Source organism: Achromobacter anxifer (genome assembly GCF_903652925.1).
In the GTDB taxonomy this organism is placed as follows: Bacteria; Pseudomonadota; Gammaproteobacteria; order Burkholderiales; family Burkholderiaceae_B; genus Achromobacter; species Achromobacter anxifer.
In genome coordinates this window covers 720,259-738,329 of record NZ_CAHLAR010000002.1, presented here as the reverse complement: position 1 = coordinate 738,329, position 18,071 = coordinate 720,259, and the positions used below count along the sequence as shown (strand labels likewise).

Genomic DNA, 18,071 nt, shown 5'->3' with positions numbered 1-18,071 from the left:
AACCGCCAGTTCCCCCTGTACCAAGGACTCCGAACATGAAACGCCTGATTCTCACCACCCTGACCGCCGCCATCCTCGGCGCCTCCGCCGCCGCCAGCGCCGACGACCTGTCCATCGGCTTCGCCGACCCGCTGTCGTCCCTGGACCCGCAGCTGAACAACCACGCCGGCGACCGCTCGGTGGCCCTGCACTTCTGGGACCTGCTGATCGAGAACAAGTGGAACAAGCTGCAGCCCGGCCTGGCCGTCAGCTGGAAGCCGCTGGACGACAAAACCTGGGAATTCAAGCTGCGCGAAGGCGTCAAGTGGCAGGACGGCACGCCCTTCACCGCCGACGACCTGATCTACTCCTACACCCGCGCGCGCGCCGTGCCGGGCAGCGTCGCCACCTATGCCGGCTACCTGCGCACCATCGACACGATGACCGCCAAGGACCCGCTGACGCTCATCGTCAAGACCAAGGCCCCCAACCCCGACCTGCCGCTGAACCTGGCCTCGGTGCACGTGGTCAGCAAGCACGTCGGCGAAAAGTCCACCACCGAGGACTACAACTCGGGCAAGGCCATGATTGGCACCGGCCCCTACAAGTTCGTGTCCTACACCCCCGGCGACCGCGTCATCATGGAACGCAACGACGCCTACTGGGGCGACAAGCAGATCTGGGACAAGGTCAACTACCGCTACATCAACAACGCCGCCGCCCGCACCGCCGCGCTCTTGGCGGGCGACGTGGACGTGATCGACAAGGTCTCGGTGTCCGACCTGGCCAAGCTGCAAAAGGCCCCCAACGTCTCCGTCTACCCCTACGACGGCCTGCGCGTCATGATCCTGCAGCCCAGCTTCAACCCCGCGCCCAACCAGTACATCACCGACAACAACGGCAAGCCGCTGGACAAAAACCCGCTGCTGGACGTGCGCGTGCGCCAGGCGCTGAACCTGGCCATCAACCGCAAGGCCATCGCCGACCGCATCCTGCAAGGCGCCGCCACCGAAGCCAACCAGTGGATGCCCAAGGGCACCATCGGCTACAACCCCGACGTCAAGGACATCCCCAACGACGTCGCCCAGGCCAAGAAGCTGCTGGCCGAAGCCGGCTTCCCCGACGGCTTCAAGCTGACCATGCACGTGCCCAACGACCGCTACCCGCAAGGCCCGGAAACGGCCCAGGCCGTGGCGCAGTTCTGGACCCGCGTCGGCGTCAAGACCCAGGTGGAAGTCGTGCCGTGGGCCGTGTACTCGGGCCGCGCCAACAAGAACGAATTCGCGGTCAGCATGCTGGCCTGGGGCAACGGCACCGGCGAAGGCAGCTACGCGCTGGTCAACATCCTGGCCACCGCCGACGCCAAGAAGGGCCTGGGCGCGTCCAACTGGGGCCGCTACAGCAACCCCAAGGTCGACGCCGCGCTGGAGCAATCCACCTCGGAATTCGACGTGGCCAAGCGTGAAGCCATCCTGCGCGACTCCGTCAAGATCGTGTCCGACGACGTCGGCATCATCCCGCTGTTCCACTACAAGAACATCTGGGCCGCCAAGAAGGGCCTGAAGGTCACCCCCATGACCAGCGACCGCACCGCCGCCATGATGGTCACCAAAGACACGGGCAAGTAAGCCATGACGCCCACCCTCACCATCACCCCGGCCGACGACCTGATCGACGTGCCGCGCCAGATCCGGGTCGAACACGTGGCGCCCGGCCAGACGGTGGAGATCACCGCCCTGACCCGCCGCAACGGCGTGCTCTGGCAAAGCCAGGCCGCCTTCGTGGCGGGCGCGGACGGCACGGTGGACCTGGGCCGCGACGCGCCCGTGTCCGGCGACTACGCCGGCGTGGCGCCCATGGGCCTGATCTGGTCGCAGTCCCCCGTGGACTCGCCCAGCCGCGAGCAATTCAACCACCCGGTGACCGAGGCACTGGTCACCGACGTGGTGGCGCGCGCCGCGGGCTCGCAGGCCCAGGCCAGCTTCACCCAGCGCCTGGCCGCCGAAGGCGTGACGCGCCAGGACGTGCGCGAGGAAGGCCTGGTCGGCACGCTGTACCTGCCGCCCGGCCCCGGCCCGTTCCCCGCCGTCATGATCCTCAACGGCTCCGGCGGCGGCATCAACGAACCGCGCGCGGCGCTGTATGCGTCCCGCGGCTACGCCGCCTTCGCGCTGGCCTACTTCAAGGCGCCGGGCCTGTCGGACTACATCTCCAACACCCCGCTGGAGTACTTCCAGACCGGCCTGCGCTGGCTGCGCAAGAAAGTGCAGCCCAAGCACGACTTCGTCGCCATCAGCGGCCAGTCGCGCGGCGGCGAACTGGTGCTGCTGTTGGGCGCCACCTTCCCCGAGGAAGTCTCGGCCGTGGTCGCCTACGTGCCCGGCGCCGTGGTCCACAGCGGCCAGAACGCCTGCGACCCCAAGATCGGCCGCGAAGGCCCCACGTGGCTCCTGGGCGGCAAGCCCATCCCCCACGTCTGGGAAAACAACCGCACCGCCACCTGGGCGCCCTTCGACGAAGGCCCCGCGCCGCACCGCCATGAACGCGCCATCCTCACCGCGCTGCAGGACCCCGATGCCGTGGCCCGCGCCCGCATCAAGGTCGAGGACATCCAGGGTCCCGTCATGCTGCTGTCCGGCACCGACGACGGCTCCTGGCCGTCCAGCCTGTACTCGAAGATGGTGCGGGACAAGCTGACCGAGGTTAAGCACCCCTACCCGGTCGAGTGGCTGGACTACGAGAACGGCGGGCACTCCATCCTGTTCCCCTACGTGCCCACCACTCAGCACGTCTACGCCCACCCCGTGTCCGGCAAGATCAGCACCAGCGGCGGCAACCCCAAGGACAACGCGCGCGCCGACCAGGAATCCTGGGAAGGCGTGAAGCGGTTCCTGGACGCCGCGGTCCAAGCGCGCGCCGCCAAGTAAAGCATCAAGGAGATACGCATGGCTGAACCCATCGTCTACAACGTCACGGACGACCTCGTCGACCGCCTGATCGGCCTGGCCCCGGGCGCCAAGACCTACGAAGTGCGCCACTTCCGCGAGAAGGTCGCCGCCGCCACTCAGGGCAGCTACGACGCCCTCTTCGACCCCGCGCTGCCCGGCCTGTCCCTGGCCGAACGCCTGCTGGTCGCGCTGTACGCCACCCGCATCACCCCGTCGCCGCTGCTGGCCGCGCACTACCGCAAGCGCGTGGCCGACGCCGGCGCCGCGCCGGCCGACATCGCCACCGCCGAATCCGGCAAGCCGTCCGACGCCGCCACCCCGCGCCTGGCCGCCATCCTGGAATTCACGCGCAAGCTGATCGAGAAGCCCGTCGAAGGCGACGAAGCCGCCCTCAAGACTCTGCCGGCCGCCGGCGTCTCCACGCCCGCCGTGGTCACGCTGTCCCAGCTCGTCGCCTTCCTGTCCTACCAGGTCCGCCTAGTCGCCGGCCTGGAAGCCATGAAGGCCCTGGAAGCCGGCCCCGCGCGCGCCGCCAGCGTGCCGCCCGCACCCTTCCCCGCCAACACCGCCGCCACCGCGCCCGGCGCGGTCATCAAGGCCCACGGCTTCACCAACGAATCGCTGGAATGGAAGGCCTGGCTCGACGTCGTCAACGTCGAAACCGCCACGCCCGAGCAAGTCGCCGTCCTGGAAGAAAGCCACCCCAAGGCCAAGGTCTCGGACTACTACCTGTTCCTGGTGCATCAGCCGGAAATCCTGCGCCAGCGCTCCACGGCGTTCAACGCCATCATGTATGCACCGGGCGGGCTGTCGCGTGCAGAGCGTGAACTGGGCTCGACCTATGTGTCGCGTATCAACGGCTGCGTGTACTGCGCGTCTGTGCATGCCCAGCGCTTCGAGCAGCTGGCCAAGCGCAATGAAGTTATTGCGCAGGTGTTCGAGGATCCCGCTACTGCCGGCACCACGGCGCGGGAACTGGCTATCGGCAAGTTCTCGATCCAGATCACCGAAGCGCCTGCCGCGGTGAATGCGGACAGCATCCAGGCTTTGAAGGATGCGGGCTTGAATGAAGGCGAGATCCTGGATCTGCTGCATTCGGATGCGATCTTTGCCTGGGCGAATCGCTTGATGCTGAATCTAGGCGAGCCGGTTTTTCCGAAGGCTTGATCCTGCGGCGTTCGGCCGATTGCGTGCCGGACGCTTGCTTGGGCCGGACGCTTGCTTGGGCTGGGGCTTGCTTGGGCTGAGGCTAGTCATCGCCGACGCTGGCCGCCGATGACTAGCCGCCCCATCAACGTTGCCAGGTCAGCAGCTTGACACCTGCAATGCCAAACACCACGGCCACCGTCCCTTCGATCCAGCGCCGCAGCCTGGCGTACAGCGCAATCATCGGCGCGGTCGAGAACGCGATGGCATAACCGCCGAACACCATGACGCCGAGCAACGCGCAACCGCCGATGATCGCGGGCAAGGTGCCGTCCGACGCGCTCTCCCCCAGCCCCAAGGACATGATCGCCATCCAGGCCAGCACCGCCTTCGGATTGCCGATATGCATGAGCACGCCCTGGCGGTAGAGCACCCGATAGCGCGGCGTCGCACGGCCCGTTTTCACATTCACAAAGGCCGCACCCGGCCTCAGCGCCGACCTGCCGGTGCGGAACGCCAGATAGAGCAGATAGACGCCCCCCACCATCTTCATGATGTAAAGCGCCTGCGCGGAAGCCGCCAGCACGGCGGAAATGCCAGTCGCAGCCAGCGTCGCCCAGAACAACGAGCCAGTAATGACGCCCGCCGCCAATGCAAGCGCCGGCACACGGCCGTCACGCATCGCCGTTGCCATGATCGCCATATTGCTGGGTCCGGGACTGGCGGTGGCAATCAGATAGGTGCCATACACAAGAGCGAGCTGACTCACGAGCATTTGCGTTTCTCCAGGGATGCCAGGACATATCCAGCGTTACAGCGGGAGGTCCCCGCGATGGACTATATGGACCTTGTTGCCGTCGGGATCGCGCAGATACGCGCCAAAGTAGCCGTCGCCGTAATGAGGACGCATCCCCGGCGCACCTTCGTCCGTACCGCCCTGCGCCAGACCGCCCGCATGGGCCGTGCTCACGGCTTCCTGCGTAGGCGCCAGAAAAGCCACCATGCTGCCATTACCCACCGTCGCCGGCTCGCCGTCGTAGGGCATGTAGACGTAGAAGCGCGGCAGCAGCGCTTGCCCCGTCACCCAGCAAAGCGCTTCAGGGCCTCCATCCGGCGCGACTACGCGACGCTTCAGTCCGAGCGGAAGCAGCACCGCGTCATAAAAACGGCCCGCGCGTTCAAGATCCCGCGTCCCGACAGTGATGTGGCTGAACATTTGATGACTCTCCCTGCGCCCGCCCTGGCGGCCGGGCGCTTTCAGAAATGCATGACCTGCTCCAATCGCATCGGGCATGTTACTCGCATGCCAAATCATGCGGATCACTAGAAGAGGCTCAGTCCACTCCCGTTCCGCCAGGGCCGGCCGCGTTTTCGTTAAACTGACGCTTTCCGCCTTCTTATGCGCCCCGCCCATCGCGGGGCGCATTGCCTTACCCCATGTCCGACAAAACCCACGACATCCGCCCCGGCCAGTCGATCGAACTGCTCAAGGCCCTGCACATCCTGACCCGCGACGGCAAGATGAACCAGGACAGCCGCCGCAAGCTCAAACAGGTCTACCACCTGTTCCAGTTCATCGAACCGCTGCTCAAAGACGTCCAACAACAACGCGGCGCCGTCACCCTCGCCGACCACGGCGCGGGCAAGTCGTACCTGGGCTTCATCCTGTACGACCTGTTCTTCAAGGAACAACCCGAGGCGCTGAAGAACGGTTCCCACATCTACGGCATCGAAACCCGCGAAGAACTGGTGAAGTCGTCGGAAGAACTGGCCAAGCGGCTGGGATTTGGCGGGATGTCGTTCCTGAACCTGTCGGTCGCCGATTCCATCACGTCGGACAAACTGCCCGCCACGATCGATGTGGTCACCGCCCTGCACGCCTGCAACACCGCCACCGACGACGCGATCCACTTCGCCTTGGAGAAGAAGGCCAAGTACATCGTCGTCGTGCCCTGCTGCCAGGCGGAAGTGGCGTCGGTTCTGCGCAAGAACAAGGCCAAGGCGCTGGCTGATCCGCTGGCTGAGATTTGGCGGCATCCGCTGCATACGCGGGAGTTCGGGAGCCAGATCACGAATGTGCTGCGGTGCCTGCAGCTGGAGGCGCACGGGTATCAGGTCAGCGTGACTGAGCTGGTGGGATGGGAGCATTCGATGAAGAACGAACTCATCATTGCGCAGCACAAGGATTTGCCGCGCAGGAAGGCGGCTGAGCGGTTGACGGAGATGCTGGATAGGATTGGGCTGCAGGAGTTGAAGGATCGGTTCTTTGTGCCGAAACCTGCGGAGGCGGCGGCGTAAGCACCTCTCCTGCTTCATGCCGCAGCGTCAGCATCCGTGCGTGCCGTGGTCTTCCGCCAGACGCACCGCATGACACGGTAAACACCATTCAAGCAACCTTCCCCACATGTCCTCTCGTCCGCGCAAGGCCGCTCCAGAGCAGACAGCGCTGCTAACAGCAGCCTTCCCCGCGCGACTGCGCGCTGAAGCAGCACATATCACCGAGGAGATCTGCCCCTCGGTCATGAGCGGCCGCGGTTTGTCCGTCATTGTGCAGGACGAGCCCTTGGCACTGCCCTATCGCGTTCAGCATGAGGGCAGCGACTCCTTGTCCTCCAAGCTGGACGAACCCCAGGCACTGATCTACGCGTGCATACAGTCACGCCATCATGACGGCCACGTACGCCAGCGCCAAATTGAGCGGCTGGCTGGGGCATCCGAGCCTTGGGTTGTGCCGTTCGTGGTGCAGCTCTGCAGTGAATACGTCGTCGAAATCCTGCAGGACATCGAGGCGTGCTTGCCCTTGCTGGACAAGCGCACCTACGGAACGGTTCTTCGGGACAATCCGGCCTTTCTGGATCTGGCGCAACAACGCATGACCAGCTACTGGGATTGCTACTACCGGCGGCGCTGGCTCAGGAGCGAAACTTATGTGGGGTTTCGCTTGTTCAAGCAGTTTCGCGACTGGCAGGTCTCTGGCTAGGACCTCACGAGCTTAGAAAGCTCGATCCGTCGATCAATTGCCAGAGCTTCGGCGCAACCGATCAGTCGAGTCCTTGTTCAGACGCTTCGCCTCAGCTTCCGCGTAATCTTCCTCGCCCGGCTCGTACTTGCCGTCATACATGCAGCTGCTGCGGTTCCAGCGACATTCGTTGCCTATGGAAGAACAACCTGAACTTAGCGCAACGAGAAACAAGACAATGCTGTATCGGCTTAGTGATTGAATCGACATATCGCTCCCTGGTTACCCGGGTAGTGTACGGGATCGAAGATGACGACCGGACGAGCAAGTCTTACCTGGGCTTCACCCTGCGTACGAACCGTTCTGCAAGGAACGCCCCAGGAACTCACGAAAGGCTTCGGCATCTACTGCATCGAAACCCGCGAACAACCGATGAAATCATCGGGGGCACTAGCCAAGCGAATGGGACTTTTCCGGCAGGCGCTTCCTGAATCTGTTCATGGCCGGTTCGAGCACGTCGGACTACTTGCCCGTCACGGTTGACGTCGTCACTGACCAACACGCCTGCAACACTTCCCCGACGAAACAACTCACTTCGCGTTGGAAAAGAAGACCAAGTACATCGTCTCCGTACCCCGCAGCCTGGCGGAAGTGGTTTCGATGCTGCGTAAAGACAATGCCCAGGCGCTAACCGATCCTCCGATCGAAATCTGGAGACATCCGCCGCATACGCGGGAGCTCGAAAGAGACGAAAATGCCACTAGTCGCATTACTGCCATGATCCGTTCCGCCTATACTTGCCCTGCGATCGCACCAACGATCGTCCGGATTGACAGCCGGAGTTAACAGGAGCGGACAGCCGCCGCAATAGCGGCATTTTTACGTCCGTCGGCCGACGCACGTCCCTGCTATGGGCGGGCCTAGGCTGGGGCACGCTCGCGTGCGCCGGTTGCTCCTGTTACCGGTCTGTCAACCCGGCCTTGTGCCCGCCCACCCCGATTGACAGCGGGACGCGGGCTCCTTACTCAACAGGAGGCAGTAATGAATGATCACCCCTACACACTTGACCGCTGGGCGACGCCGGATGATCCCGAGCATGGCGTAGTTCGGTTTTCAGACCTGCGGAAGATGGAGCGGGCTTGCCAGGGAATTTGGGCAATTAGCCGAATTGTTGGCAATGGAGCAAATGACTCGGAGACGGCCGGTAACCAGCAGCTCGATCCTTGGGTTGTATCCAACTTGCTGGGCGGCATTGAAAGTCTCTGCGATCACATCACAGATCTTGTTGAATCTGCTCTTGATGAATTCAGATTCACCGACGGAGCAAAACCGATTCATTGAGAGATTTGTCTGACGGAGTCAGCATTGACATGATGCTGACTGGCGATAGCACAGCCAGCGCGTCAGATGCAAGGGGGAGGGTCAGCTTACGACCCCAAGCGGTCAGTTACTGGTCTCGTCGAAAGGCAGCCTCGCAACACCAACATTTGGGCTCAGAGGGTGCCGAACGCAGTTCACTGTAACGAAGGGTTGGATATTACCTGCGCACATTCTTCGGCCCAGTATCTCACGGCAGGCGGGGTGATCTCGTCGTGGATCACCGCCCGCAAGAGCGCATGAATTCTCGGGCCATGTTTCTTGCTCTTCGCGACAGCTAAGCTCCATACCTCGCTCGGCTGCCGCAGCGTGCGGTGCTCCGGAATATTGCTGGCAATCGGCTTCCCAGACTGAGTCCAAATCATGTTTGCTACATACGCGGGCACATATCGGCTGCTATTGTTCACTTCCTCGATCTTCGAGAAGACTTGAATCAACCACGGTGCCGCCATACGGAATCGATTTCTAGGTTTGAGGAATCGCTCGAACAGGTCGTCTTCGGTAAGCTCCACGGCTCGCAGTCCCGCAGCTTCAGCGTCGCGGACCTCCGAAGACACGGTGACCATCGGTGCAAATGGCACTCGAGCAGCCCACGCAGCCTCTGCCTCAAGTAAATCCTCTTCTGAGATGAGCAGACTTCTGGAAAAAAGTGCTTCAAACCAAAGCTCGACCTCGGCGAATCCTTTGTCGTGATCGGAGAACTCGTAAGCGGCCTCATCCCAACCGCCACTTGAATCGCCGTCAAGCCAGAGCCCATTTTTAGAAAAATTTGCTGATGAGACAATAGCTCCGTGCTCGAACACGGAAACCTTCGCGTGGAGATTGGGAAGGTGTCGAACCTCCGCGTTTGGCCGTCGAAGAAGCTCCCTAACTACCTTGGGATTTGTTCCGCCCGTCTTGAGATTGCATACAACCCTGTAGTGCCGATCTATTCGAATGAGGCCCTCTGCGCCTTCGCCCCAGAAAGCTACTGCTAACCCAATAGGTCGCCCGGGACTTTGCGCCGCGCTGAGACGCGCAATCGCACGAAGAATGGCATTGGCGGCACCGATGAACATGCATACTCCGAAATGGGGTACTCAACTAAAAATGGACGAAAAATCATAGACTAAGACTGTTCGCTTGACAGATTGATTCTAAATTCTCATCTGGCAGCAGCCACTTGCGTCTGCTTAGGCTAACCAAAGAATTTCCACATCCGAGGACTGTCTGCTGTTGGCCGGAAGCCGGCGCTGATGAAGGTGCGCTATCGACCCGAAGCAGTCGATCGACGCCGAGACAGGTGAACTACAGCATCCTCTTCGCAAGCACCAATTTAGTCATGTTGTTCACCATAAATCACATCGGGTATGCATGAGATTGTTCGAGAAATATACGGCACGACGTAGCGCTGTCTGCCGGTCAGGTGCCAACTTGATTAATGACGGTTCATATCCGTAATGCAATCCTGCTAGGCGACATAGCTCAGGATTAATCTCGTCACGATAGCTTTGATTGCATTCTTCGCATAGAGTTACCATGTTCCGGCTGCTCGTCTCTCCTCCGGCCGAAAAAGGAATTACATGCTGAAGAGTCAGTGCATTTTGGCTTCCGCATTCCAGGCAACGACCGCCATCTCTATCTAATATTTTTTTCTTTGCAACACCTCGAAAGCTCCTTTTCATGACACTTGGCGCGGCAATTTCGATATCCGTAAAAGCTCCCAAAGCAGTACTGATGCATTTATGTTGTTTTAACCAATTCTGCATGCGAGATCTTGCAAAGGCAGGTGCTACCACTGCCCACCCCTGCGAGTAGATCCAAATTCTGTAGGAATCTTCGGAGTCGATGAATTGAAATGACTGCCCAAGTTCCTCTAGCGCTGTTGAGAAGCGATCCACGTTCACTTCGGATGGCACTCTGATTTCGTATCTATCATCAGGGGATAAATCCCCATGAGTGAACGTACTGAAGTAAGCATAGCCCCCACAAACCTGTCGGAGATCAAAGGCGTAAGCCATGAACGTACCTGTCTAAAAAATGGCTGAACGGGAACGAAAAAAATTAAATTATCAAACTAGAATTTTCATCGCCGAAATTGTAGTCTGACACCTTTATTTTCGACGCCCCTAAGAAAAAGTGTCAGGCTACAATTTAACTCACTAAATTGTAGCCTGACACCATTTTCTAATCTTTAACTACATTGAGGTCTTATATAGCCGCCAGCGAATCCACCAAGGGCTAGGTTATCGAACCCCTGTCCAGGTCGAGGCCTCCGGGCCTTAACCAAACTGTCCGAGAAATCCGGATCAGCTCAGTCTGACACCATTCCTCGTGCGGGAGGACCAAACGGACCCTTATCTTGCTGGCAGGTGCCGCTGCGCGCCAATTATGGTCAAAGACTTGGACCCACGGGTCATTGCGACATACAAATCCCTGGCATCCAATGCATCTGCATCAAGGATGATTGCATGGTCGTACTCCAACCCCTTCACTAGTAGCGTTGTGCCAATGAGCTTGCGGTGACCAATTGGCCGTCCCGTGTGCCTCATGTCGCGCTGATAGAGGTTCGCGGCCTCCGTCAGATTCGCTCCTGTCCCGTCAATGTGAATCTTCAACACGTTTAGGAAGCGATACAACAGATCACGACGGTAGGCAGATGTCTCGGGGTTGACCTTCAACGCCAAGAAGAAGGCTTTCAAGTGAGCACTTGTCGGACTGTTCAGATAGGCGTTCGCAGCGTGCAGGACCAACGGATACTTGGTCGCTTTGCTTTGCTTCGCTACCTCACCCTTTCGAGTACCGGCAGTCAGAGCCTTAGCAACGCCGGTGAAGCATTTCTTAGCAAAGTCCACCGCCAGGAGGAAGCCCGCCTTGGTCGTCTTGGCCGCAACAAATTTCTTGACGAACGAATGAAGTTCTTTGCCTTCAACTTCTTCGATGGAAGAAAACCGCCCACCCAAAGTTCGGGCCAAGAGATGGGTCTTGTTTTTGGACTCCTGATCGCCGCCATGCAGGGCAATAACACTGTCCTGATGATCCAGCATGTCCATAAGCGAAGAGTACTGCTTTGACGAAAGGTATTCGGGGGCCGTGTAAACCCGTTTCACACACCTAGGCAGAGCATTCAAAAGATCAATTTTCTGGCCCTGTTCCAGTGTGTCCCTTGCCTTCTTGAGCCAATCCCCAAGCTTCGGATCGCCAGCCATCCTCCAGCGCCACGGCGTCTCCAGTTGACCGAGACACGCAAAGGTTGGATAGACATTTAGAGCCCAGTCGACGGGCTTGCCTTCGTCGCCACCAAAGTCAAAGATGGCCTGCATAGGATCGCCCAAGATTCGGCAGGGCAGAAACTCACCGAAGGCACAAACAAGGGAATGCTGCAGAACGGAGCAGTCCTGGTACTCGTCCACATAGACGCCTGCGTAGGTGGCAGCGACAACGCGGCGAACGAACTGCTTCCCTAGCAATCGTGAACAACATTCATAAAGCTTGTTCCACTGCTTGCTGGTGGGATGCTCCACCTTCCATCCAGAAGTCTTCGGATAGGCCAGACAGAGCCGCAGGGACCAGCTCGCAATCGTGTCAATTTGGTACTTGTAGGAAGGTACGCCAAGTCCCGTCATCTTGGTTTTGATGGAATTCACGCCCGCGAAGGTATGGGTCAAGATAAGTTGCCGCTTGGTGGCAGCTTTGACTGCCATGGCAATAAGGTGCGTCTTGCCGTAACCGGCAGGCGCAATCACATACCCCTTGGTAGGGAACTCGTTGAGTTTAAGCGCTAGCTCCTCAGACATGCTCGGCCCAAGTCCAAAGCGTCTCCAGTTTGACAGCCAAGTCCTTCTCCAGAAATTCTGCGTCGGTGAATGCAGGACTCACAGCCTTGAACCACTGATCACCTCTCGTGGTGTCCTTGAACCAACCGCCCTTCTTCGCTGCGACACCGATCGTGGTCCGCAACTTCGCGCTTTCGGGCCACTTGTCAAAATCTTGATCGAGTGCTTCCTGAAACCTCGAGCGCACCTGGTCATGAACTGGGTAACCCAGCTCATTCTGCGCAAGCTTCAAGCTGACCAACACACTGGCCCAGGGTAGATCCAGGAACGCCCGCTCCTCCAAGGACAGTTTGTCGCTCCACACATGCACGGGGACGCCAAGCCTCCTGAGTTCCTCTGCTTCAGGGGCCGAGAACTGATCTTCAGCGTCTGCATCAGCAAGCACTGAAACATCGTAGCCGAGCGATCTGAATGCCCTCGCCAGATCCTTGATCTTGCTGGCGCCTCTGGCGTCCAGCAGAGCTGCGCCATGATACGACAGCGGGTCTTTCCCCTTGCAGACTTGGTGATCGTCAAAGCCTCTCACGAACCCGACTTCGGTAGCTCCCTCACAGACCACAACCTTCTTCGCCAGAAATGCTTCGGTGCTGGAGCGAATTTTCCCCTGCACCTCAAGCTGTTCAAGCCCTTCCTTGGCCGCCGAAATGATCTGCACCACCCCGTCTTTGCTATGCACAACGTATAGCTCTTTGACGGTAAGTTCTCGTAGGACTGTGGGAGAGTGTGTGGTAAGGAAGTACTGGCCTCGTTTATCCTCACGGATATGCTTAATCAATCGGGTGATTCGGTGCGGCTCCAAGCCAAACTCCACCTCGTCAAACAATGTGATGTGCCCCTCTTCCAGCCCCATCTTCTGAATGCCACATAGCAGCATTCGCCGTGACCCAAGTCCCAACTGGCGAAGAGGCATGTCACCGTCATGAAGGGCCAAGCCACCCACCTTCAGATTGATAGAGGCGAGGTCAAGGTGGGCCTTGTAGGCCTCCCGTACAGGGACACCCAACAGCTTCGCAATGTCTTGCGACTTCTCGGCCGCAGCATCAAAGTTCTTAAGGGAAACTGGCCGATCAGCGTCCAATGAGGCTCTGGCCGTTCTGGAGGCGTTTGCCAGTAGCTCGTTGAGGCTTTGCGCCTCGGTGAGCTTCGCCAATGCAGTGCCCGCAGCCCATGAAAGTTGCGTTTCGCTATAGGCACCAATAAGGCCCACGCTGACTTTGTTCCTGTCCCCCTGCTTCATCGGAACACCATCAGGATGGCGATCGCAGATCACCACCCACTTGGGCTCAAGATTCTTGTCGACCGTAAGCCGCACAGTCAAGACACTCTCAAGATGGTCTTCTGGTTCGTCGGTGAGTTCGAGGGCTTCTGCATCCCAGCCTCGGAGTTGATGGCCGTACTTGTCCAGTGAGCAAAATTCTTCGGCCAGTTCGCCAATGGTGACTTCAATGACGATTGAATCCGCAACCTTACACTGGTGAAAGTCGGAGTCGCTGAGGCTCAGATTCCACTGAGGATGGAAGGCGTATCTGATGGCCTCCAAGATTGTGGATTTGGAAGAATCGCCCTTGCCAATCAAGCAGAAGATGTCGCTTTTTGGAAGATCCCAGTTGAGCTCTTTCACTCCACGAAAATTACTGATTTTTATTTTTCGAATTTTCACCTAAGCACTCCATCCAAGAGCGATACGTACTAAAAGAAAAGAAATTCCTAGCAGTTTAAGCGTAATACACCGCTCTGCATGTTCACGCGGGCCTTAGGTGCTTAAAAAGGGTGTCAAACTACAAATTTTCTACCCAGGCGTTACGAAATTGTGGCCTGCATATTTTAATTTAGGCCATGCTTTTCTCTGAATGCAACATATCTGAGTTGCATGGCATAAAAATCCGGCATATCCGTGACTTTAGTCGGTTGTCGCAACTCTTTTCCTTGGTAGCCCTTATATTCTGAATTAAGTAAGAACGGCGCCAAGCAAACCTTCTTCTGGGGGTCTATTGCCAACAAACCCAGGTCAAAAAGCGTATGAATGTCCGCTCGAAGTAACAGCCCATTGGAAGTGCGATAGTTCGGCTCCTCAGAATGAGGACGTATATGGGCGGCTTCGAGAAGGTCCTCAACTTTGCAGCCGGTCACCGCACATGTTTTCTGATACGCCGATAGAAGGTTGTCACGGAATTTCTTTTGGCCACGGCGGACCTTAATTGCTCGCTGTTGCAGGTCATCAGGCGGACCAGCATATTCCTCAACATCCAAAGATAATGTCGGCAGAGTTTGTAAGGAACCTAAGGGCGCTATTCCTCTGACGAGCTGAAACGTGCCGTTGTCATCATCATAGGTATGCGCGTACCACTTGATTGAATCAAGCGAGCGGAACTCTGTCTGAGAGGACCCTCCGCCGACCGTGGCTTTATCACGTCGGGTACCTTTGACAACAATCACAGACACCGGCAATCCATGATTAAACGATGATCTGATTGCATCATCGGTCGATCTCGCTCGAGCGGCTTGTGGTGCTGCCCTGCTCCTTTCAGTAGGTTGAGCAGAAACATCTTGACTCACGGCCTCAAGTTCTAAGGCGAGTTTTCGTAGATTGCCCTTCAAAACTATCTGGCCATCTTCCACGGACATGTTGCCGTGCCACAAGCACACGACATAGTGCTCAAATACGCTTCCGAAAGACCAGTTGTAGCAGTACTTTGGATTAGCCTTGCTGCCATTCCAGTCTTCGGTGGAAATTCCTAGAACTCCCAAAAGATCGTAGATGGTTTCTTTTTTCCTTGGTTCCAGATTAGCGAGTTGCGCTTCAGCCGATTGCTGATCACGCCTAAAAGTGATTGACCCACCACCTAGATCTAAGTTTTCGCTTCTCCAGCCGGCCGCCTGCCATACGTGAGACCACGTATGTGTCCCACTTCTCTCATTTGACCAATACGCGGGATACTTATACGCGGACGCCGGCAGAGGCGATTCGATTATCGTCTCAATTTCAGAAAATGCCAACGCAATCGAATCAACCCTAAGCATTGAAAGATATTTTCCTAGCGCACTATACTTGGCCATCGCATCACCCATGAAGACAACAGACACATAATACAAGATGTTATGCAAAAATCAGTAATTCTCGAAAACCTATAGCTAGCCTCTTCAACTCGCAGGCAACGCAGGCCAAGTGCGCGCAGCCTCTTGATGCATTGCGTTGAGCATTTCGGAGATATGGTGTCAGATTACAATTTTGGATGCGCCAACACGCGCAGGATTGCCCATTTTCTAGACATTGGGATTGCAAACCCGTCCTAATCTCATCCACGCTAAGGAGATGCCCATGCCAAAGTTCGTGACCATCGGATATGGCGATCAAGAAGGCTACGATCGTGCGCCCGCAGCCATCCGAAACGCAGCGCATTCGCACGACGCAAACTTGCAGGCAGACGGCGTGTTGATGGGCATTGCAGGCAAGCCAGTACAAGTACGTAACCACGAAGCAGCCCGGATCGAAACAACCCCCGGCCCATTCATGAAATCCCCCTTACCAGTAGCCGGCTTCGCCATCATCGAAGCCGCCGACATGGCCGAAGCTATAGCGATGGTGTCGCAAACACCCTGCGCCGTCGCGCACGGGGTCGTTGAGGTGTGGCCGCTGGAACAGCCGTAGCGGCACCTCTCATTTGCACCGTAGGTTTATGTCTTGCAATAACAAGGCAATGGCAGCCCAGCTGCCTATCCCCTACCCTGCATTCACAAATGCCGATGGCTGCAAACCATGACCTGCCCAGTCAGCCCCTCGATCAGCCTGGCCAGCCCCCTCGCGCTACCCTCATCCAACCATTCCGTCCGAACCATCCGAAACCCCATCGCCAGGCTGTACTGCCAATCCAACTCCAATATCCGGTAATCGCAGCCATTCTCCGCGCAATGCCACTGCGCCGCCGGATCCTCGTAAGCCGCCCCAATGAAATCAACATGCGAGTCAAACGGCGGCATTGATTCCAGCAGTACGTCTGAACCCGGCAAGCTCGGCTCGGAGAGGTTTTCCCCCACCGCCACGCGCGGCTCAGGGCCGTCGTAGGCCAGCAGCATCAACGGGAAATTCCTGGGATCTGCGTCGTAGGAAGCTTGCGCGTCAGGGGTGAGATAGGGTCTTGCCGCAGGCCCCAGGCAGTATTGCGGGCTGTTCCAGTCGCTGCCCTCATTATCTGCATACAGCTCCCCAGGCGTGACGCCGTGGCTGGCCAACAAATCCAAAGCTTCGGCCATGGTGTCGTTATGGCGAATGGGAATATCCGCAGGCAGATACCCCGCCCCCACGTACATCGCAATCACGTCGCCTGTCGTGCGCAACGGTTCCTGATACTGGTACGAGCCCTCGTTCAGGGTGGCCAGACCGAAGCTCAGGTTCAGCAAGGCTCGGTACGGAATATTGTCGCCGCGCGGTTCGAGCACGTATCCGCCTTCCAGCAGCTTGGTTTCCAGCGCCCGCCAATCGGGCGGCGGTAAATGCAGGTCGCGGGGGCACAGGAACTGGTGGTGTTCGGACATTAATGGGACTCGCTTTGCTGAAATATCTAAGGTCGGCCAAGGCAACGGCGGGCCGTCTTGCCATCCGCCGTAGCCATAATCAAAACGTCTAGGGTATACGCACAAAGCCTGATCCATTTAGGACGGACCGTACCCAAGCCAAAACAAGGCAATCAGCGGCTCGCTACGCGCCAGCAGCATCGATCAATTCCGCCGACGACTCCCGCAAACACTCCGCAAACAGCCCCGTGGTGGACGTCGTCGTGTCCTCGCGCCAATACAGAATCGCCTCGCCCAATGGCCCCAGTGGCGGCAGCGGCAACATCCGCATGGTTCCACGCCGCACGTAGCGGCGCGCGAGCGACAACGGCAGGATCGAAACGTATCCCCCGTCGCGCAGCAAGGACAGGTTCAGCGCCAATGAACTCGACTCGATGGTCGGACGCAACAGGGTCACGCCATGTTCGGCCAGGATCTCGACCATGGTCGCAAAGGCGGGCGAACCCTGCATGGGCGTGATCCAGCGCACGTCCTGCAGGTCGTCCCAGGTCACGGGGGTGTCGGGGCCGCCCAATGGGTGGCGCGTGCCCACCACGAATACGAACGGCTCGTGATGCAAGGATTCGTGGCGCATCACCGGCAGATATCCGGTCACGCGGTTGCGGCCCAGGGCCAGGTCGAGGTTGCCTTCGTCCATCATCTTGAGCAGGCGATCGAGCGTGGCTTCGACGAACGAGAACGAGGCGTTTGGCGCGCGCCGCGTGAACAGTTCGACGGCATGCGCGATCAAGGGTTGGGGAATCGTCACCACGGCGCCGAATCTGACGTGGCCCGCCGTGCCAGAGGCCAGGGCCTTGACGTCGCGCCGCGCCAGTTCGATCTGGCGCAGGATCTCTCGCCCGCGTTCGACCAGCACGCGTCCTATGCGCGTCAATTCAATGGCGTTGCCTACACGGCGCACGACCGGCGTGGCCAGCGCCTCCTCGATCTCCGCGATCTGCTTGGAGATGGCTGGCTGTGTGACGTGGAACGCGGCGGCTACCCGTGTCACCTGGCGCAGCTCGCCCAGCGCCACCAGAATGCGCAGATGCCCAAGCTTCAAGCCGCTGCGGAAAAAGCGTTCTATCGAATTGTCGGACGGCGTGCTGGCGGACATATCGGATTGGAAAGACAGGGAGTCGGTCGCCATCGCATCATGGCGCAAGCCACCAATCATAACCAAACGGTAATGCCGAATGCGGAAAGTGTGATTTGCCGCGAGCAACGGGCAACCCGTACCCTTCGAACGGACAGCACTGTAGTTCGGGCTTTTTCGTGAAGCATCGATGAATCGCC

Annotated in this window: 16 protein-coding genes; 7 read left to right on the top strand and 9 right to left on the bottom strand. The window is 58.6% G+C overall.

Annotated elements, in window-relative coordinates; all coding sequences use genetic code 11:
* The first annotated feature begins 35 nt into the window (after positions 1-35).
* The 3 genes from HWY37_RS08790 to HWY37_RS08780 are packed head-to-tail and all read left to right on the top strand — an operon-like array spanning position 36 to position 4,094.
* Positions 36-1,607 carry an ABC transporter substrate-binding protein gene (locus tag HWY37_RS08790; protein WP_176088400.1) on the top strand — a complete coding sequence of 524 codons (1,572 nt, stop codon included), beginning with the start codon at positions 36-38 and terminating at the stop codon, positions 1,605-1,607.
* Between the two features lie 3 nt (positions 1,608-1,610).
* The gene (locus HWY37_RS08785; protein WP_176088399.1) at positions 1,611-2,906 is read left to right on the top strand and encodes an acyl-CoA thioesterase/bile acid-CoA:amino acid N-acyltransferase family protein; all 1,296 of its coding nucleotides are present in this window, start codon (positions 1,611-1,613) and stop codon (positions 2,904-2,906) included.
* An 18-nt stretch (positions 2,907-2,924) separates the two neighbouring features.
* A complete protein-coding gene (locus HWY37_RS08780; protein ID WP_175208032.1) occupies positions 2,925-4,094 on the top strand; it encodes a CMD domain protein in 1,170 nt (389 codons plus the stop codon).
* 124 nt (positions 4,095-4,218) lie between these two features.
* Here HWY37_RS08780 and HWY37_RS08775 read toward each other — a convergent pair whose 3' ends face one another.
* Both HWY37_RS08775 and HWY37_RS08770 read right to left on the bottom strand, forming a co-directional pair.
* The gene (locus HWY37_RS08775; RefSeq protein ID WP_176088398.1) at positions 4,219-4,848 is read right to left on the bottom strand and encodes a LysE family translocator; all 630 of its coding nucleotides are present in this window, start codon (positions 4,846-4,848) and stop codon (positions 4,219-4,221) included.
* A gap of 36 nt (positions 4,849-4,884) precedes the next feature.
* Positions 4,885-5,289, bottom strand: coding sequence for a VOC family protein (locus HWY37_RS08770; RefSeq protein ID WP_175208034.1), 405 nt, complete (start codon positions 5,287-5,289; stop codon positions 4,885-4,887).
* A gap of 221 nt (positions 5,290-5,510) precedes the next feature.
* On the opposite strand from HWY37_RS08770, the gene HWY37_RS08765 reads away from it, so the two are divergent.
* The 3 genes from HWY37_RS08765 (at position 5,511) to HWY37_RS08755 (ending at position 8,373) form a co-directional block, all read left to right on the top strand.
* A complete protein-coding gene (locus HWY37_RS08765) occupies positions 5,511-6,371 on the top strand; it encodes a class I SAM-dependent methyltransferase (protein WP_176088397.1) in 861 nt (286 codons plus the stop codon).
* 106 nt (positions 6,372-6,477) lie between these two features.
* On the top strand, positions 6,478-7,053 hold the full coding sequence (locus tag HWY37_RS08760; protein WP_176088396.1) for a hypothetical protein: 576 nt from the start codon (positions 6,478-6,480) through the stop codon (positions 7,051-7,053).
* Between the two features lie 1,020 nt (positions 7,054-8,073).
* Positions 8,074-8,373 carry a hypothetical protein gene (locus tag HWY37_RS08755; protein WP_176088395.1) on the top strand — a complete coding sequence of 100 codons (300 nt, stop codon included), beginning with the start codon at positions 8,074-8,076 and terminating at the stop codon, positions 8,371-8,373.
* 173 nt (positions 8,374-8,546) lie between these two features.
* Here HWY37_RS08755 and HWY37_RS08750 read toward each other — a convergent pair whose 3' ends face one another.
* The 5 genes from HWY37_RS08750 to HWY37_RS08730 form a co-directional block, all read right to left on the bottom strand.
* Entirely contained in the window at positions 8,547-9,467 is a 921-nt protein-coding gene (locus HWY37_RS08750; protein WP_176088394.1) for a phospholipase D family protein, read from the bottom strand.
* A 270-nt stretch (positions 9,468-9,737) separates the two neighbouring features.
* Complete coding sequence (locus HWY37_RS08745; protein ID WP_176088393.1) at positions 9,738-10,409, bottom strand: HNH endonuclease; 672 nt, start codon at positions 10,407-10,409, stop codon at positions 9,738-9,740.
* A gap of 336 nt (positions 10,410-10,745) precedes the next feature.
* A complete protein-coding gene (locus HWY37_RS08740; RefSeq protein ID WP_176088392.1) occupies positions 10,746-12,185 on the bottom strand; it encodes a DEAD/DEAH box helicase family protein in 1,440 nt (479 codons plus the stop codon).
* Entirely contained in the window at positions 12,178-13,884 is a 1,707-nt protein-coding gene (locus HWY37_RS08735; protein ID WP_176088391.1) for an ATP-dependent nuclease, read from the bottom strand. Before HWY37_RS08735 ends, HWY37_RS08740 begins: the two co-directional genes overlap by 8 nt.
* 164 nt (positions 13,885-14,048) lie before the next feature.
* Complete coding sequence (locus HWY37_RS08730; protein ID WP_176088390.1) at positions 14,049-15,329, bottom strand: HNH endonuclease; 1,281 nt, start codon at positions 15,327-15,329, stop codon at positions 14,049-14,051.
* 214 nt (positions 15,330-15,543) lie between these two features.
* Here HWY37_RS08730 and HWY37_RS08725 point away from each other — a divergent pair, with 214 nt between their 5' ends.
* A complete protein-coding gene (locus tag HWY37_RS08725; RefSeq protein ID WP_176088389.1) occupies positions 15,544-15,873 on the top strand; it encodes a YciI family protein in 330 nt (109 codons plus the stop codon).
* Positions 15,874-15,956: 83 nt separating this feature from the next.
* Here HWY37_RS08725 and HWY37_RS08720 read toward each other — a convergent pair whose 3' ends face one another.
* Positions 15,957-16,757, bottom strand: coding sequence for a hypothetical protein (locus HWY37_RS08720; protein WP_176088388.1), 801 nt, complete (start codon positions 16,755-16,757; stop codon positions 15,957-15,959).
* Positions 16,758-16,920: 163 nt separating this feature from the next.
* Positions 16,921-17,892, bottom strand: a complete 972-nt coding sequence (locus HWY37_RS08715) for a LysR family transcriptional regulator (RefSeq protein ID WP_176088387.1) — start codon at positions 17,890-17,892, stop codon at positions 16,921-16,923.
* Between the last annotated feature and the right edge of the window lie 179 nt (positions 17,893-18,071).

Excerpts from the sequence above, each read along its gene's own strand:
- HWY37_RS08765 (WP_176088397.1), top strand. The coding sequence starts at position 5,511 with ATGTCCGACAAAACCCACGACATCCGCCCCGGCCAGTCGATCGAACTG.
- HWY37_RS08760 (WP_176088396.1), top strand. The coding sequence starts at position 6,478 with ATGTCCTCTCGTCCGCGCAAGGCCGCTCCAGAGCAGACAGCGCTGCTA.
- HWY37_RS08790 (WP_176088400.1), top strand. The coding sequence starts at position 36 with ATGAAACGCCTGATTCTCACCACCCTGACCGCCGCCATCCTCGGCGCC.
- HWY37_RS08785 (WP_176088399.1), top strand. The coding sequence starts at position 1,611 with ATGACGCCCACCCTCACCATCACCCCGGCCGACGACCTGATCGACGTG.
- HWY37_RS08755 (WP_176088395.1), top strand. The coding sequence starts at position 8,074 with ATGAATGATCACCCCTACACACTTGACCGCTGGGCGACGCCGGATGAT.
- HWY37_RS08725 (WP_176088389.1), top strand. The coding sequence starts at position 15,544 with ATGCCAAAGTTCGTGACCATCGGATATGGCGATCAAGAAGGCTACGAT.
- HWY37_RS08770 (WP_175208034.1), bottom strand. The coding sequence starts at position 5,289 with ATGTTCAGCCACATCACTGTCGGGACGCGGGATCTTGAACGCGCGGGC.
- HWY37_RS08775 (WP_176088398.1), bottom strand. The coding sequence starts at position 4,848 with ATGCTCGTGAGTCAGCTCGCTCTTGTGTATGGCACCTATCTGATTGCC.
- HWY37_RS08740 (WP_176088392.1), bottom strand. The coding sequence starts at position 12,185 with ATGTCTGAGGAGCTAGCGCTTAAACTCAACGAGTTCCCTACCAAGGGG.
- HWY37_RS08750 (WP_176088394.1), bottom strand. The coding sequence starts at position 9,467 with ATGTTCATCGGTGCCGCCAATGCCATTCTTCGTGCGATTGCGCGTCTC.
- HWY37_RS08745 (WP_176088393.1), bottom strand. The coding sequence starts at position 10,409 with ATGGCTTACGCCTTTGATCTCCGACAGGTTTGTGGGGGCTATGCTTAC.
- HWY37_RS08715 (WP_176088387.1), bottom strand. The coding sequence starts at position 17,892 with ATGTCCGCCAGCACGCCGTCCGACAATTCGATAGAACGCTTTTTCCGC.
- HWY37_RS08780 (WP_175208032.1), top strand. The coding sequence starts at position 2,925 with ATGGCTGAACCCATCGTCTACAACGTCACGGACGACCTCGTCGACCGC.
- HWY37_RS08720 (WP_176088388.1), bottom strand. The coding sequence starts at position 16,757 with ATGTCCGAACACCACCAGTTCCTGTGCCCCCGCGACCTGCATTTACCG.